This window comes from Mycobacterium sp. IDUB_28, from assembly GCF_055419285.1.
On record NZ_JBVAXK010000002.1, the window covers coordinates 404,346 to 420,649 of the forward strand.

Sequence of the window (16,304 nt, forward strand, 5' to 3'; positions counted from 1 at the left end):
TTATCGGCGATCCGGATCACGAGCTAATGCGGCTTGGCCAGCGGGAAGGGCAGCGTCTCGCGGATGCTGCGCCCGGTGATCAGCATCACCACCCGGTCCACGCCCATGCCCAGCCCGCCGGTGGGCGGCATCGCGTATTCCATCGCCTGCAGGAAGTCCTCGTCGAGCTCCATCGCCTCGGGGTCGCCGCCGGCGGCGAGCAGGGACTGCTCCTCGAGGCGTCGCCGTTGTTCCACCGGATCGGTGAGTTCGCTGTAGGCCGTGCCGAGCTCGACCCCCCACGCCACCAGGTCCCAGCGTTCGGCGACACCGCGTTTGCTCCGATGCGGTCTGGTCAGCGGGGACACCGAGGTGGGGAAGTCGGTGTAGAACGTGGGTTTCTCGGTGCGGTCCTCAACCAGGTGCTCGTAGAGCTCCAGCACCACCGCGCCGGCGTCCCAGTACCCCCGATACGGGATGCGGGCGGCGTCGGACAGCTTGCGCAGCTTGGCCAGACTGGTGTCGGCGTCGATGTGCTCGCCGAGGGCTTCGGAAACCGCGTCGTGCACCGTCTTGACCGGCCAGACTCCGGAGATGTCGACCGGCTCGAGCCCGCCCGAGCTGACCGAGTCATCCTGGCTTCGGGGCCGCATCGCGGTCTGGGCGCCGTTGGCGGCCTCGGCGGCGTTCTGGATCAGTTCACGGCACCCGTCGACCCAGACCATGTAGTCGGCGTGCGCCTGATACGCCTCCAGCAGGGTGAATTCCGGGTTGTGGCTGAAGTCGACGCCTTCGTTGCGGAACGCCCGGCCGAGTTCGAAGACCCGTTCCACGCCGCCCACGCAGAGCCGTTTGAGGTAGAGCTCCGGGGCGATGCGCAGAAACAGGTCCATCGTGTAGGCGTTGATGTGGGTGACGAACGGGCGGGCGGTGGCTCCACCGTGCACCTGCTGCAGGATCGGTGTCTCGACCTCGATGAATCCCTTGGCGAACAGCGTCTCGCGGATCGAACGCAGCACGGCGCTGCGCGAGGTGATCAGGTCGCGCGATTCGATATTGACGGCCAGGTCCACATAGCGGGTCCGCACGCGGGCCTCGGGGTCGGTCAGTCCCTTCCACTTATCCGGCAGCGGTCGCAGGCATTTCCCGATCAGACGCCAACTGGTCACGATTAGGGACCGGGTGCCCTTGTCGCTGAAACCCATGTGGCCGGACATCTCCAGCAGGTCACCGAGATCGATCGCGGCGTTGAAATCAGCCGCACGACCCTGTTGCAGACGGGAATTGTCCAGCAGCACTTGAATTTCACCGGTCCAGTCGCGCAGCTGCGCAAACAGCACGCCACCGTAATTGCGCACTCGCAAGATCCGGCCCGACACCGAAATACTGGTCTCGTCGTCGGCATCGAGCGCCGCGACGACGGTGTGGGTCGGCGGCTCACCCACGGGGTAGGCGTCAATGCCGTTGTCGCGCAGTTTCTTCAGCTTCGCCAGGCGTACCCGCACCTGCTCGGGCTGGCGCCGCCGGCCGTCCTCGGTCTCGGGTAGGTCGTCGACTTGCAGGCCGCTGATGTCCGGCGCGGTGCCATCGGGGTGCAACAGCCCGGACTCCGCCAGTCGCTGCGGCACGGCGGGATGGTGGCCGGTGTGCACCTTGTCGCGTCGGGTGAACGGCAGCGAGAGGAAACCCTCGGCCAGCGCTGAAGCGACACCGACCTTCGGCATCAACCGGGCATCGTCATAGCAGGCGTAACGGGGCACCCAGTCGGGCTGGTACTTCATGTTGGAGCGGTAGAGCGTCTCGAGTTGCCACCACCGCGAGAAGAAGACCAACAGCCCGCGCCACAACCGGGCGACCGGTCCGGCGCCGAGTTGCGCGCCCTGTTCGAACGCCGCCCGGAACATGGCGAAATTCAGCGAAATGCGGTTGATGCCAAGGGTTTCGGCACGCAGAGCCAACTCGCTGACCATCAGCTCGATGGTGCCGTTGGGGGACTGGCGAGAACGCCGCATCAAGTCCAGGGAGACGCCGGTGCTGCCCCACGGCACCATCGACAGCATTGCCACCACCTGGTGGTTGGGGTCGATGGCCTCCACCAGCAGGCAGTCGGCGTCGGCCGGATCACCGAGCCGGCCCAGTGCCATGGAGAAACCGCGCTCGGTTTCGGTGTCGCGCCAGGCATCTGCCCGGGCGATCGTCTGCGCCATCTCTTCTTCGGAGATGTCGCGGTGGCGCCGGATGCGAACGCTGAGCCCGGCCCGGCGCGCCCGCGTCACCGCCTGACGCACCCCCCGCATGTCGGGTCCGGACAACTTGAAATCAGCGGGGCGAAGAATCGCCTCGTCGCCCAGCTCGAGCGCGTTGAGTCCCGCCTCACGGTAGATCTGCGCCCCCGCCGAGCTGGCACCCATGACGCCCGGGGACCAGCCGTAGGTCTGGCACAACTGCAGCCAGGCCTCGACGGCCTGCGGCCACGCCCGCGGGTCGCCCACCGGGTCGCCGCTGGCAAGGCAGACACCGATCTCGACCCGATAAGTGATGGCGGCGCGCCCGCTGGGGGCGAAAACCACTGATTTGTCGCGGCGGGTGGCGAAGTACGCCAGGGAGTCGTTCTTGCCCCACAACTCGACCAGCCCGCGGATCGCCGACTCGTCCTCGCCGGTCAGGGCATTGTCGGCGCGCTGGGACATGAACAGCACGATCGTCGCCGCAATCAACGCGAAGGCGCCGAAGAGCCCGAAGATCGCGTTGAGGAAGACGTGCGGGCGCCCGGTGAACAGTTCGGGATCGGCCACGCCGAAGCCGATCACGCGGTTGACGACATAAGGGAGCCGGTCGCCGGGCGCGAGGCTGCCGGGGAACATCTCGACCAGGCCCCACGACGCGAGGATGCCGATCGCACCACCGGTCACCAGCACCGCGGCCGCCCGCAGCAGCGCGCCGCGGCGCACTTTGGCCCAGAACTCCCGGTAGCCCAAGACCAGCAGGACGATCGTCACCACGTGGAAGGCAAAGCCGAGGTTCTCGCCGAACGCCTCAGCCGGGGTGTTTCCACCGGCGGCGATGTCGGCGGCGTTCAGCACGGCGTGGACCGCCATGTTGCCGAGCAGCACCAGCCAGGCGATGCGCTTGCGTGCGGCCAGCGCCGCGGCCAGCAGGGCCAGCACGAACGACCAGGCGAAGCTGGTGTCGGGGAAGTTGAACAGGTAGCTGTTGATGAACACCCGCGGCGCGTGGATCAGGTAGCGGATCAGCGGCGAGACGCTGGCCAGCAGCGATACGGTCGCGATCACGCCGACCGTCCAGCCGGCTGCGGCGGGCAGCCAGTGGTACCGGGAACGCGCCCGGCGCGCCGAATGAGCCTTAGTGAGTGTCACAGACGGCGAGGATATTCGTTGAGACCGGGAAAATCCTGAGCATGCCATCCCCTCGCTAAGTGGCGCGTTGCCGAGCCCACGCATTACTGCTGTTAGACTGACTGCTGCGACCATCCCGGCCACGGCCAGGGAACGTTAAGTGGAGTCCCACTCCCACCGGTGACCACGAGCAGGCGTCTGAGCCAGTTTGCAGGTTATCCGGTCCGGTCACAGGCATTTTCCGAGATGTCTGTTCTGCGTTTCGGCGCTGGCGGTTTGAGTGATTTCAGGCCGTGACCGGTCGGCATTGGGCCCTGCTGCTGCAGGGCTTTTTTGCTGATGGTTGGTGTCCCCTCCGCTGTTCCCGGCCCGGTACCGGCCTGGGCCGCGTGGAATAGCAGCCAACGAGGGAGGCCCCATCAGCACTGAGACCCGCGTCAACGAGCGCATTCGCGTGCCTGAAGTTCGATTGATCGGCCCTGGCGGAGAGCAGGTAGGCATCGTGCGTATCGAAGACGCACTTCGCGTCGCCGCGGACGCCGATCTCGACCTTGTCGAAGTTGCTCCGAACGCCAGACCACCGGTCTGCAAGATCATGGACTACGGCAAGTACAAGTACGAGGCGGCGCAGAAGGCGCGCGAATCGCGCAGGAACCAGCAGCAGACCGTCGTCAAGGAACAGAAGCTGCGACCCAAGATCGACGACCACGACTACGAGACGAAGAAGGGCCACGTGGTCCGCTTCCTCGAAGCCGGCTCGAAGGTCAAGGTGACCATCATGTTCCGCGGACGCGAGCAGTCCAGGCCCGAGTTGGGTTACCGACTGCTGCAGCGTCTGGGAGCCGACGTCGCCGAATACGGATTCGTCGAAACGTCGGCCAAGCAGGACGGCCGCAACATGACGATGGTGCTGGCACCGCACCGCGGCGCGAAGACCCGCGCCAAGGCGCGCCACGACGGCGAGCCGGGCGCCGTGCCCGCCGACGACGACACGCCGTCGGCCAACTAACTGCCAGTACAACCTCGAAGAACCAGAAGGAACCGAAGAATCATGCCCAAGGCCAAGACCCACAGCGGGGCCTCGAAGCGGTTCCGGCGCACCGGCACCGGGAAGATCGTCCGCCAGAAAGCCAACCGCCGGCACCTGCTCGAGCACAAGGCGAGCAAGCGCACCCGGCGACTGGACGGTCGCACCGTCGTGTCGCCCAACGACGCCAAGCGGATCAACTCGCTGCTCAACGGCTGACCGCGCGTCGTCCCATCCACCGACCTCGGGCTGGCGTCAGCCCCCGACCGATCACGTTTGAACGAGAGTAGGAACCCCCATGGCACGCGTAAAGCGGGCGGTCAACGCCCACAAGAAGCGGCGCAGCGTCCTGAAGGCATCGAAGGGCTATCGCGGTCAGCGATCCCGGCTCTACCGCAAGGCCAAAGAGCAGCAGCTGCATTCGCTGAACTACGCCTACCGTGACCGCCGCGCCCGCAAGGGCGAGTTCCGCAAGTTGTGGATCTCGCGGATCAACGCCGCAGCACGTGCCAACGACATCACCTACAACCGGCTGATTCAGGGTCTGAAGGCAGCGGGTGTCGAGGTGGACCGCAAGAACCTCGCCGATATCGCGATCACCGATCCGGCCGCGTTCACCGCGCTCGTCGAGGTGGCCCGCGCCGCGCTGCCCGGGGACGTCAACGCCCCGTCGGGAGAAGCTGCCTAACCTGCCGGCCGTGCTCACGGAACGCTCGGCGCGGGTGGTCGCCGCGGTGAAGTTGCACCGCCAGGTCGGCCGCCGCCGGGCGGGACTTTTCCTGGCCGAAGGCCCGAACCTGGTCGAGGCGGCGCTCGCGCGCCGTCTGATCCGGGAGATCTTCGTCACCGAAGACGCCGCACGGCGCCACGAAGGCTTGCTCAACGGGCCGCAGGTGCCGGTGCACCTGGTGACCGAGCGGGCCGCCAAGGCGTTGTCCGAGACCGTCACCCCGTCCGGGTTGGTCGCGGTCTGCCGGATCCCGGACACCGGGCTGGACGAGGTGTTGGGCACGTCCGCTCGGCTGGTGGCGGTCGCCGTGGACCTCGGCGAACCCGGCAACGCGGGCACGCTCATCCGGATCGCTGACGCGATGGGCGCGGCTGCGGTGATTTTCACCGGCCACAGCGTCGACCCCTATAACGGCAAGTGCTTGCGCGCCTCCACCGGCAGCATCTTCGCGGTCCCCGTCGTCGTCGACCCGGACGCGGCCGGGGTACTGACCCGATTGCGGGCGGCCGGTCTGCAGGCGTTGGCGACGACGATCGACGGCGAGACCTCGCTCGACGACGCCGGTGCACTGTTGGGCGAGCCGACGGCGTGGTTGTTCGGCCCGGAATCCCACGGCTTGCCGACCGACATTGCCCGACGGGCCGACCACCGGGTGCATATCCCGATGTCCGGGGGAGCGGAGAGCCTCAACGTCGCAGCTTCGGCAGCGATCTGCCTGTATCAGAGCTCGCGTGCGTTACGCGGCGCGGGTGCGTCCCCGGGAGGGCCGCAAGCCCGCGATTGACAGCGTGCTGTGCATCAGCGATCCCGCGCGTTCCATCAGCGCGCGGGCCGGGTCCAGCGGCGAGGGGAGCCGGGTGCTGGGCCGCGGCGGGAAGTAATGCATCGGTAGGCCGCGCCGGTCGCGCGGCGGCGCCACAAACCGGGGTGCCTCGACCAGCGGCGCGTCGCTGCGGATCTGTCCTGCCGAGCGACGGTAGGCGGCCAGCGCGCGCGGGTGCAGCCGGATCTCGTCGGGCACGGCCAGAAACGCCAACTCGACGACCTTGCCGAACACCCGCAGCAGAATTTCGTCGCCGGGCGTCCAATGCATGCCCGCCTTCTCCCGGACGGCTGGCTCGAACAGGCCCGCGGCGATCCAGCGCTGACCCGCCACCAGCGGTCGGAAGATCTGGTCCCATACGGGTGTGGGCATGAGCACGAACTTCGGTTTCGGAATCCGGATGTTGAAGATGTCCAAGGTGGCCTGGTTGATTTCCAGCTCCTCGCGGCCAACCCGCTCCCAGTACTCCTGGAACTCCTCCCATGACTTGGGCACTGGACGCATGCTCATCCCGTACAGCTGATACCACTGCACGTGCTCATCGAACAGCTGACGCTTCTCGGCCTCGGTCAGCCCGCCGCAGAAGTACTCGGCGACCTTGACCACCAGCATGAAGAACGTGGCGTGCGCCCAGTAGAACGTTTCCGGATTGAGCGCGTGATAGCGCCGGCCCGCGTTGTCGACGCCTTTGATGGTCGCGTGGTAGCCCCTGATCTGGCTGCCGGTCTGCGACGCCCGGTCGCCGTCATAGACCACTCCCATGATCGGATAGACCGACCGAGCCACCCGTTGCAGCGGTTCGCGCAACAGGATCGAATGCTCCTCGACCCCCGCACCCAGCCCCGGGTACATGTTCTGGATCGCTCCGATCCAGACGCCCATCATTCCGGTGCGTAGGTCTCCGAAGTATTTCCAGGTCAGCGAGTCGGGCCCGAGAGGGTCAGCCGCTGTCGTCGATGTGGCAGTCATCACGGCCTCCAAAGCGCCAATGTGGCCTCACGATAAGCGTTGACAACACGCGTTGTCCACGATTTGAACATATGTGTCGCATCTGTGTTATGGACTCTCCATAGCCCCGCCGCAACCGCGTGATCAGCGCATTTGCCTCATTCTTCAACACGTGTGGCACGGACCTCGTTGCCGGCGTGAGCCGCGAGCACCTAACCTGGCCGAGTGGAGGACGGGCCAGACGAACCGCAGTCCGGCGGTTCCGGCGACACCGCGACAGCGGTCAAAGACGCCCCCCGGCGACGGTCCCCGGCGAAATGGCTGAGCAGCACCAACCGCAGCCCCGGTGTGGTCGGGTTCGTCAAGCGCGCCCGGCGGTTGCTGCCCGGCGACCCCGAGTTCGGCGATCCGCTGTCCACCGCCGGCGAGGGCGGGCCCAGTGCCGCCGCGCGGGCCGCCGACCGGCTGCTGGGGGACCGCGACGCGGCGTCCCGCGAAGTCAGTCTGGGCGTGCTGCAGGTCTGGCAGGCGATGACCGAGGCCGTCTCGCGACGTCCGGCAAACCCCGAAGTGACGCTGGTGTTCACCGACCTGGTCGGATACTCCACCTGGTCGCTGGAAGCCGGGGACGACGCGGCCCTCACGTTGCTGCGGCAGGTGGCCCGCGCGGTGGAATCCCCGCTGCTCGACGCGGGCGGCCACATCGTCAAGCGGATGGGCGACGGCATCATGGCCGTGTTCCGGCGTCCCGGCACCGCGGTCAGGGCGGTGATGGCCGCTCAGGAGGCCATCAAAGACGTTGAGGTTCAAGGTTATTCGCCACGTATGCGGGTCGGGATCCACACCGGCAGGCCGCAGCGGCTGGGCTCGGACTGGCTGGGCGTCGACGTCAACATCGCCGCGCGGGTGATGGAACGCGCGACCAAGGGCGGCGTCATGATCTCCAGCCCGACTCTGGATCTGATCCCGCAAAGCGAGCTCGACGAACTCGGTGTCACCGCGCGGCGAGCGCGCCGACCGATGTTTTCCAGCAAACTCACCGGTATCCCGCCGGACTTGGCGATCTATCGCCTCAAGACTGGCAGGGACTTGTCAGCCGGTGATAACACGGATGAGACAAACGCCCGGGCATAGTGGGAGCTGATGTTTGCCCAAATCTTCGCCCGACTGTCCCGCGTACGTATCAGCGCGGGCTATGTGGCGATCCTGTTCGCGGTGAGCACCACAATGCTGGTCATCAGCCCGCAGGCGCACGACCGGATCATCCGTCACGCCAGCACCAACCTGCACAACCTCGCGCACGGGCGGTTGGGAACCCTGCTGGGCAGCGCGTTCGTCGTGGAGGCCGGTCCACTGTATTTCTGGCTGCCGTTCCTGACCTGTTTGCTTGTCCTGGCCGAATTGCAGCTGCACTCCCTCCGGCTGGTAACCACCTTCCTGATCGGCCACATCGGTGCGACGCTGCTGGTCGCCGCAGCGCTGGCGGCGGCGGTCAAAGAGGGTTGGATGCCATGGTCGATCACCCGAGCCAGCGACGTCGGCATGAGTTACGGCGCGCTGGCGGTGCTCGGCGGGTTGACCGCGACAATCCCGCGTTACTGGCGGCCGGCGTGGATCGTCTGGTGGCTGGCGGTCGGCCTGTCCGCGGCCGTCGTGGGCGGGGAGTTCACCAACGCGGGCCACGCCATCGCCCTGATCCTGGGCATGTCGATCGGCCTGCGATTCCGGGTGCCCGCCCGCTGGACGCCGGTGCGTTGCCTGATGCTGCTCAATTCTGCGGGCTTCGGCTTCCTGGTCCTGGCGCACAGCATGGTCGGGATGGCCATCAGCGCAGTGCTGGGAGTGATCGGTGCAGTGGCGGCCCACCTCCTGGCTCGTCGGTTCAGCCCCGGGACACCGCCGCAGCCCGTGGCCGCGGGCGCCCTGGACCAGCCACTGCCGGGGGTCAGCGCCTGACGATCGGCGCGCGCTGTGGTGATCTCTGACACAACATCGCATGACTTATGATCGGCAGTTGCGTCATACCCGTGTCGCAAACCTCATCGCCGCTGATGCGGGCCGCGTTTGGGCCCACCGCACGGGGTAGTGGCCAACCAGCCCCGTCAGCAAGGAGAGTGCCGTCGCGTGGGTGACCAACCCGTCGATCTGTCGCCGGATGCGTTGACGCGGGCGCTTGAGGCCGCGCGATCAGCCATCGCCGCCGCCGCCAGCCTGGATGCGCTCGCGCACGCCAAGACCGAACACCTCGGCGATCGGTCACCGCTCGCGCTCGCCCGGCAAGCGCTGGGCGCACTGCCCAAGGATGAACGCGCTGACGCCGGCAAACGCGTCAACATCGCGCGCGGGGAGGCGCAGCGCGCCTACGACGAGCGCCTGGTTGCTTTGCGCGCCGAGCGGGACGCGGCCGTGCTGGTCGCCGAGCGTATCGACGTCACGCTGCCGTCGACGCGGCAGCCGACCGGTGCGCGGCACCCGATCACAATTCTGGCCGAGCACATCGCCGACACCTTCGTCGCGATGGGCTGGGAGCTGGCTGAGGGGCCGGAGGTCGAGACCGAGCAGTTCAACTTCGACGCGCTGAACTTCCCGCCGGACCACCCCGCCCGCAGCGAACAGGACACCTTCTACATCGCGCCGGAGGATTCGCGGCAACTGCTGCGCACCCACACCTCCCCGGTTCAGGTGCGCACGCTGTTGGAGCGGGAATTACCGGTGTACATCATTTCGATCGGGCGCACCTTCCGCACCGACGAACTCGATGCCACCCATACGCCGGTCTTCCACCAGGTGGAAGGTCTGGCGGTGGACCGCGGGCTGACCATGGCGCACCTGCGCGGCACTCTGGACGCGTTCGCGCGCGCCGAATTCGGGTCGCTGGCCCGGACCCGGATGCGCCCGCACTTCTTTCCGTTCACCGAACCCTCCGCCGAGGTCGACGTGTGGTTCGAGGGCAAGAAGGGCGGCGCGGACTGGGTGGAGTGGGGCGGCTGCGGCATGGTGCATCCGAATGTGTTGCGCGCCGCAGGAATCGACCCGCAGGTCTACTCCGGGTTCGCTTTCGGGATGGGTCTGGAGCGAACCCTGCAGTTCCGCAACGGTATTCCCGACATGCGCGACATGGTCGAAGGCGACGTCCGGTTCTCGCTGCCGTTCGGGGTAGGTGCCTGATGCGGGTTCCGTACAGCTGGTTGCGCGAGGTGGTCCGCGCCGGTGCCCCGGATTGGGAGGTCAGCTCCGCTGAATTGGAGCAGGCGCTGGTCCGGGTGGGTCACGAGGTCGAAGAGGTGCACACGCTCGGCCCGGTCGACGGGCCGCTGCGGGTGGGCCGGGTGGCCGAGATCGAGGAGCTGACCGGATTCAAGAAACCCATCCGGGCATGTCTGGTGGATGTCGGCGCCGATGCACATCAGGAAATTATCTGCGGTGCAACGAATTTCGCGGTCGGCGAGCTGGTTGTCGTGGCACTACCCGGGGCCACCCTGCCCGGGGACTTCACCATCGCCGCGCGCAAGACCTACGGGCGTAATTCCCACGGCATGATCTGTTCAGCCGCCGAACTCGGTTTGGGCACAGATCATTCCGGGATCCTGGTGTTGCCTCCGGGAACCGCCGAACCAGGAGCCGACGGTGCGGCGGTGCTCGGTCTCGACGACGTCGTCTTCGATCTGGCCATCACCCCCGACCGTGGGTACGCCATGTCGGTGCGCGGCCTGGCTCGCGAGATCGCCTGCGCCTACGACCTGGACTTCGTGGATCCCGCCGCGCAGGTCGCGCCGTTGCCCGTCGACGGGCAGGCCTGGCCGCTGACGGTGGACCCCGCCACCGGGGTGCGCCGCTTCGCGCTGCGTCCGGTCACCGGCATCGACCCCGTCGCGGTGTCACCGTGGTGGCTGCAACGACGACTGCTGCTGTGCGGCATCCGGGCCACGTCACTGGCCGTCGACGTCACCAACTACGTCATGCTCGAACTCGGCCACCCGATGCACGCGCACGACCGGAGCCGGATTACCGGTGGCTTCGCCGTCCGTTTCGCGCGGGCCGGTGAAACCGTCGTCACCCTCGACGACATCGAGCGCAAGCTCGAACCCGCCGACGTCCTGATCGTCGACGACGTCGCGACCACCGCGATCGGCGGCGTCATGGGGGCGGCCAGCACCGAGGTCCGTGCCGACTCCACCGAGGTGCTGCTCGAGGCCGCCGTCTGGGATCCGGCGGCGATTTCGCGCACCCAGCGTCGACTCCATCTGCCCAGTGAGGCCGCCCGCCGGTACGAGCGCGTCGTCGACCCGGCCATCTCGGTGGCCGTATTGGATCGCTGCGCCCAACTGCTGGTGGAGATCGCCGGCGGAACGGCCGAACCCACACTGACCGATTGGCGAGGCGACCCACCCGTCGCGGATTGGGCCGGTCGGCCGATCACGATCCCCGCCAACCTGCCCGACCGTTTCGCCGGGGTGAGCTACCCGCCAGGGACCACCGCGCGGCGTCTGACCCGGATCGGGGCCCGGGTGGACGCAGCAGGCGACGCCCTGACCGTCACGCCGCCCAGCTGGCGTCCGGACCTGCAGCAGCCCGCCGACCTGGTTGAGGAGGTGCTGCGGCTGGAGGGCTTGGAGGGCATTCCGTCGGTGCTCCCGGCGGCGCCCGCGGGTCGCGGGCTCACGGCCAAACAGCAGCGGCGCCGTGCGGTCGGCAAGTCGCTGGCCCTGTCCGGCTACGTCGAGATCCTGCCGACGCCGTTTCTGCCGGCCGGGGCATTCGACGTGTGGGGGTTGGCGGCCGACGACCCCCGCCGCAACACCACCAACGTGGTCAACCCGCTGGAAGCCGACCGACCGCAGCTGGCCACCACGCTGTTGCCGGCGTTACTGGAAGCATTGAGCCGCAACGTATCCCGCGGTATCGGCGATCTGGCGCTGTTCGCGATCGCGCAGGTGGTGCAACCCACCGAGCACACCCGCGGCGTCGGGTTGATCCCGGTCGATCGCCGGCCCACGACAGCCGAGATCGCGGCACTGGACGCGTCGCTGCCGCGGCAACCCCAGCATGTCGCCGCGGTACTGGCGGGGCTGCGCGAGCCGCGCGGCCCGTGGGGGCCGGGTCGTGCCGTCGAAGCCTCCGACGCGTTCGAGGCGGTGCGGATCATTGCGCGCGCCAGCGGAATCGAGGTCACGCTGCGGGCGACGCAGTACCTGCCGTGGCATCCGGGTCGATGCGCTGAAGTGCTTATCGGCGACACCCTGATCGGTCACGCCGGGCAGTTGCATCCCGCCGTCATCGAGCGCGGGGGCCTCCCGCGTGGCGCCTGCGCGCTGGAGTTGAACCTGGACGCGATCCCCACCGCTGGGGTGCTGCCGGCACCCCGGGTGTCACCGTTCCCGGCTGTGTTCCAGGATCTGAGCCTGGTGGTGCCCGCCGGCGTGCCCGCGCAGGCGGTGCAGGACGCCGTCCGTGCAGGTGCGGGCGAACTGCTCGAACACATTCAACTGTTCGACGTCTACGTCGGTGCGCAACTCGGCGATGACCGCAAATCGCTGACGTTCGCGCTGCGGTTCCGCGCGCCCGACCGCACGCTGACCGAAGACGACGCGAGCGCGGCGCGGGACGCGGCGGTGCGGGTTGCGGCCGAGCGGGTCGGCGCCGTTCTGCGCGGTTGATTACATGGTTGCCGAATTGAGGCCGATGCTGCGAAATCAATTGTTCTTCGTCCGAACTGCAATGATCCAGTCGCGAACTTGACGGATCTCCGCTGGGCTCGCTTTCGAGCCGACGAGCCTGCTGCCTTCCCTAGTTGATCCCCTCAGGTCCGCGCAGTGGCGCAGCACGCAGTTGGTATGCAGCAATTCGCGAGGTGCCAATCCAAGTAAATTCCCGCGCATTGTCGGGAGTCGATTTAGGCTGCGATACACCCTGAGACAGATCAGGCGAACTCTGCAACGAAGCGAGGAAGCCAACAATGTCGTACTTGGTTGCAACGCCAGATCTGTTCACCGCGGTCGCTGACAATCTGGCCGGAATTCGCACGGCGCTCGGCGACGCCGCTGCCGCCGCGGCGGCCCCGACGACGACGTTAGCGGCTGCCGCGGCTGACGAGGTGTCGGCGGCGGTTTCCCAGCTGTTCGGGGTCTACGGCCAACAATTCCAGTCGCTCAACGCGCAGGCCTCGGCGTTTCACGCCCAGTTCGTGCAGACCTTGAACGCGGGTGCGGCCTCGTACGCGGCCGCTGAGGCGGCCAACGCGTCGCAGGCCCTGGCCGCAGCCATCAACTCGCCCGCCGAGACACTGTTGGGCCGCCCGCTGATCGGCAACGGCGCGGACGGGGCTGCGGGAACCGGGTCAGGCGCAGGCGGCGACGGCGCGCCGGGTGGGCTGCTGTTCGGTAATGGCGGCAAGGGCGGGGCGGGCGGTCCCACGGATGGCGCCGGCGGCAACGGCGGTGCGGCGGGGTTGTTCGGCAATGGTGGTGCTGGGGGCACCGGGGTCGGTGCCGGCGCCGGAGGCCGAGGCGGCACCGGTGGATTGTTCTACGGCAACGGAGGCGCTGGCGGGGGCAGTGGCACGGGTGCGGCCGGCGCCGGCGGCAGCGCCCTGTTCTTCGGCAACGGCGGCGGTGGTGGCGCCGGGCCGTCCGGCGGCGCAGCCGGTCAGGCCGGCCTGTTCGTCGGCGACGGCGGCAGCGGCGGGGCCGGGACCGGAGCCGCCGGGGCGGACGGCGGGTTCATCGGTAGCGGTGGTGCCGGCGGATCCAGTACGACGGGTCCGGCTGGCAACGGCGGAAACGCCTTCTTCGGCAACGGCGGCGAGGGTGGAACGAGTACCGCCGGGGCCGGCGGCAGCGGCGGAGACACGTTGGTCGGCATTGGGGGTGCCGGGGGATCGTCCGGGGGTACCGGCGGGGCGGCCGGTGGTGCTGGCGGCAATGTCGGAATTTTGGGATCTGGTGGCAGCGGAGGTGGCGGTGCCGCCAGCGGCGCCACCTTGGGAATCGGTGGACCCGGTGGCGCCGGCGGACGGGGTGGAAACGCCGGACTGCTGTACGGCGACGGGGGTGCCGGTGGAGCTGGCGGAAACGGTGGCACCACGTCCGGACTGGCACTGACAGGTGGTAATGGCGGCATCGGCGGTGCTGGTGGCAGCGCCGGCCTCATCGGCAACGGCGGCGCCGGGGGGTTCGGCGGCACAGGCGGACCCAGCACCTCCAGCCTTTTGGGCGCCCTGTCCGGCGGGACCGGCGGGGCCGGCGGCCAGGGAGGTGCCAGCGGGTTGCTCTATGGCACCGGCGGTAGTGGCGGCGACGGCGGCATTGGTGGGACTACCGCCAGAGGCAGCCAACCCGGTGGCACCGGCGGTGCGGGTGGTTCCGGCGGAGCCAGCTTCCTGGTTGGTGGTGGCGGAACCGGTGGGGAGGGTGGGACCGGGGGATCTCACACCGGGACTGGTTCTCAGGCAGGCACTGGCGGTACTGGCGGCGCCGGTGGTAACGGCGGTGACGCCGCGATTGCCGGGAATGGTGGAGACGGCGGCCCGGGCGGCGGTGGTGGCGCGGGTGCTGCCGGGGCCGGCGCCAAGGGAGGCGGCGGCAACGCAGGTTCCGCCGGTCTGCTCTTTGGGCAGAGCGGCGCTCCCGGGGCCGCAGCGGTAGCTGCCGGCTTGGGCGACAGCATTCCGATCCTTGAACCGTACGAGAATTTGTTCAACAACACCGTTGCCAACTTGCGAAGCATCGGCAGCAGTTACCTGGCCGACCCTTCGTCGTTCCTGCAGCAGATCCTGGCTAACCAGTACGACTATGGGCGGCTGACGCTGACGTCGCTCACCAATGCGACGCGCGACTTCTCGATTGGGGTGGCGGGCATACCCTCCAGCCTGCAAGTGGCCTTCCAGGACCTTCTGGCGGGTGACACCGGTGGCGCGGTGCGCGTCGTCGGAGGTGCACTGCTCAACACCCTGATCAGTGGCCTCGACACTGCGGACCTGTCGAACATCAAGCTGGTCGGGACGCTCGGTGACCTGTTGCCCATCTTGAGCATCCCGGGTGAGTTCGCGCAGAACGTCACCAACGTGATCGACACCGTGCTGGACACCAATATCGCCGCGGCGATCAACACCACGACGCTGAGCGGCAGCATCACGTTCGGCTTGCCGCTGGCGCTGGCCGTCGATGCCCTAGGAGCACCTCTCACCAGCACGATAGCCACGGTCAATAGCGCGACAACTTTCGTCAATGCCGTTCAGGCGGGCAATTTCGCGGCGGCTTTGACCACACTTGTCGAATCGCCGGCAATCATCACCGACGCCTTCCTCAACGGCGAGGCGACGCTGCCGCTGGCCTTGGCGCTACCCGGATTGCCCCCGGCAACAGTCGGTGTTCCGATCGGCGGCATTCTTTCGCCGCTACGACCGTTCACCGCGACAGTGACGGTTTCCCCGTTGCCGCCGATCACCATCGTGCTCGGTGGTACTACCGCTGGTGGCATCGTTCCGGCGCTGCTGAACTACGCGCCCGCACAACTCGCGCGAGCTATCGCGTAGTAGATCTGCAGTTGAGCGACGAGTTCGAGCTGCAGGATTCCGTTGAGCTGCCAGTGGCTTGAGGCCCGGCCAAACCCACAAATGGCGGCCGGGCCTGTCGCCTAACCCACGTTCAGGCCGAAGCTGGCATTGATCGCGGCCTGAAGAGCCAACTGCAAGTTGGTCAGTGCGGCATTACCGGCCAGGGCCAAGCTGAGGGCGACGTCATCGAGCGAACCCAAGAACGCACCGCCAGTCTGAGTCAAGCCGTTGAGCGCACCCTGCAGGCCTGCTGTCAACGCCCCGCCGGTCTGGCCAAACCCGGCAAGACCAGCATTGATGCTGCTGTTGAGGGCTCCACCGAAGACGGAGGCGACCTCGTTGGCGGCATCCAGCCAGATGTCAGCCAGGGCGAAACCGGTTCCGGTACTACCGCTCAGAGCGCCGAGGAGATTGGCCGTCAGATTCGCCCCGGTCTGCGTAAGCCCCGTCAGACCAGCGCTCAAGCTTGCCGCCAGAACCTGACCAGAATTGACCACACCTTCGAGTCCGGCGTTGAAGGCACCCGACAGCGCTGCGCCGAGGTTCGCCGCGACCTGTGCGCTGACGTTGAGCGACGCGCTCAGCATCGGCAGAGCTGGGAAGTTGAAGGTCGGGAGGGTGAAGTCGAAGTCGAATGCCGGGAAGGTGAAGCCGGGGAAGCCGGGCAGGGCGGGCAGGGTGAGGTTGCCGGCCAGGTTGACCAGGGTGTTCAGCCCGCCGGTCAGGGCGGCGCCGAAGTTGGGCAGCGACAGTCCGGGGATGCCGGGGATGGTGATGCCGGGCAGGCCGAAGTCCAGGTCCAGGCCGGGGAAGGTGAAGCCGGGGAAGCCGGGCAGGGCGGGCAGGGTGAGGTTGCCGGCCAGGTTGACCAGGGTGTTCAGCCCGCC

12 protein-coding genes are annotated in these 16,304 nt (G+C 67.9%); 9 read left to right on the plus strand and 3 right to left on the minus strand.

The annotated features are described in order from the left end of the window. Positions 1 to 23: 23 nt before the first annotated feature. Positions 24 to 3,404, minus strand: a complete 3,381-nt coding sequence (gene lysX / locus ACZYZ9_RS05790; RefSeq protein WP_463825249.1) for a bifunctional lysylphosphatidylglycerol synthetase/lysine--tRNA ligase LysX — start codon at positions 3,402 to 3,404, stop codon at positions 24 to 26. Positions 3,405 to 3,753: 349 nt separating this feature from the next. Here lysX and infC point away from each other — a divergent pair, with 349 nt between their 5' ends. The 4 genes from infC to ACZYZ9_RS05810 all read left to right on the plus strand — a co-directional run bounded on the left by infC (position 3,754) and on the right by ACZYZ9_RS05810 (position 5,876). Beyond that, the gene (infC, locus tag ACZYZ9_RS05795; protein WP_463825461.1) at positions 3,754 to 4,344 is read left to right on the plus strand and encodes a translation initiation factor IF-3; all 591 of its coding nucleotides are present in this window, start codon (positions 3,754 to 3,756) and stop codon (positions 4,342 to 4,344) included. Positions 4,345 to 4,386: 42 nt separating this feature from the next. Further along, positions 4,387 to 4,581, plus strand: coding sequence for a 50S ribosomal protein L35 (gene rpmI / locus ACZYZ9_RS05800; protein WP_463825250.1), 195 nt, complete (start codon positions 4,387 to 4,389; stop codon positions 4,579 to 4,581). A 79-nt stretch (positions 4,582 to 4,660) separates the two neighbouring features. After that, a complete protein-coding gene (gene rplT / locus ACZYZ9_RS05805) occupies positions 4,661 to 5,050 on the plus strand; it encodes a 50S ribosomal protein L20 (RefSeq protein ID WP_463825251.1) in 390 nt (129 codons plus the stop codon). Between the two features lie 10 nt (positions 5,051 to 5,060). Then, complete coding sequence (locus ACZYZ9_RS05810) at positions 5,061 to 5,876, plus strand: TrmH family RNA methyltransferase (protein ID WP_463825252.1); 816 nt, start codon at positions 5,061 to 5,063, stop codon at positions 5,874 to 5,876. On the opposite strand, the gene ACZYZ9_RS05815 is transcribed toward ACZYZ9_RS05810, so the two are convergent. After that, positions 5,829 to 6,884: an oxygenase MpaB family protein gene (locus tag ACZYZ9_RS05815; RefSeq protein ID WP_463825253.1), complete on the minus strand. Its 1,056-nt coding sequence runs from the start codon at positions 6,882 to 6,884 to the stop codon at positions 5,829 to 5,831. The genes ACZYZ9_RS05810 and ACZYZ9_RS05815 overlap by 48 nt on opposite strands. Before the next feature lie 204 nt (positions 6,885 to 7,088). Between ACZYZ9_RS05815 and ACZYZ9_RS05820 the strand changes: the two genes are divergently transcribed. The 5 genes from ACZYZ9_RS05820 (at position 7,089) to ACZYZ9_RS05840 (ending at position 15,396) form a co-directional block, all read left to right on the plus strand. Then, on the plus strand, positions 7,089 to 7,997 hold the full coding sequence (locus tag ACZYZ9_RS05820) for an adenylate/guanylate cyclase domain-containing protein (protein WP_463825254.1): 909 nt from the start codon (positions 7,089 to 7,091) through the stop codon (positions 7,995 to 7,997). 9 nt (positions 7,998 to 8,006) lie between these two features. Beyond that, positions 8,007 to 8,819 carry a rhomboid-like protein gene (locus ACZYZ9_RS05825; protein WP_463825255.1) on the plus strand — a complete coding sequence of 271 codons (813 nt, stop codon included), beginning with the start codon at positions 8,007 to 8,009 and terminating at the stop codon, positions 8,817 to 8,819. A 168-nt stretch (positions 8,820 to 8,987) separates the two neighbouring features. Then, positions 8,988 to 10,031: a phenylalanine--tRNA ligase subunit alpha gene (gene pheS / locus ACZYZ9_RS05830; protein WP_463825256.1), complete on the plus strand. Its 1,044-nt coding sequence runs from the start codon at positions 8,988 to 8,990 to the stop codon at positions 10,029 to 10,031. Next, positions 10,031 to 12,520, plus strand: coding sequence for a phenylalanine--tRNA ligase subunit beta (gene pheT, locus ACZYZ9_RS05835; protein WP_463825257.1), 2,490 nt, complete (start codon positions 10,031 to 10,033; stop codon positions 12,518 to 12,520). The genes pheS and pheT overlap by 1 nt, the downstream gene beginning before the upstream one ends. Positions 12,521 to 12,819: 299 nt before the next feature. After that, entirely contained in the window at positions 12,820 to 15,396 is a 2,577-nt protein-coding gene (locus ACZYZ9_RS05840) for a PE family protein (protein ID WP_463825258.1), read from the plus strand. Positions 15,397 to 15,497: 101 nt separating this feature from the next. Here the strand turns inward: ACZYZ9_RS05840 and ACZYZ9_RS05845 are convergent. Beyond that, a partial coding sequence (locus tag ACZYZ9_RS05845; RefSeq protein ID WP_463825259.1) for a hypothetical protein occupies positions 15,498 to 16,304 on the minus strand: 807 nt, incomplete at its 5' end.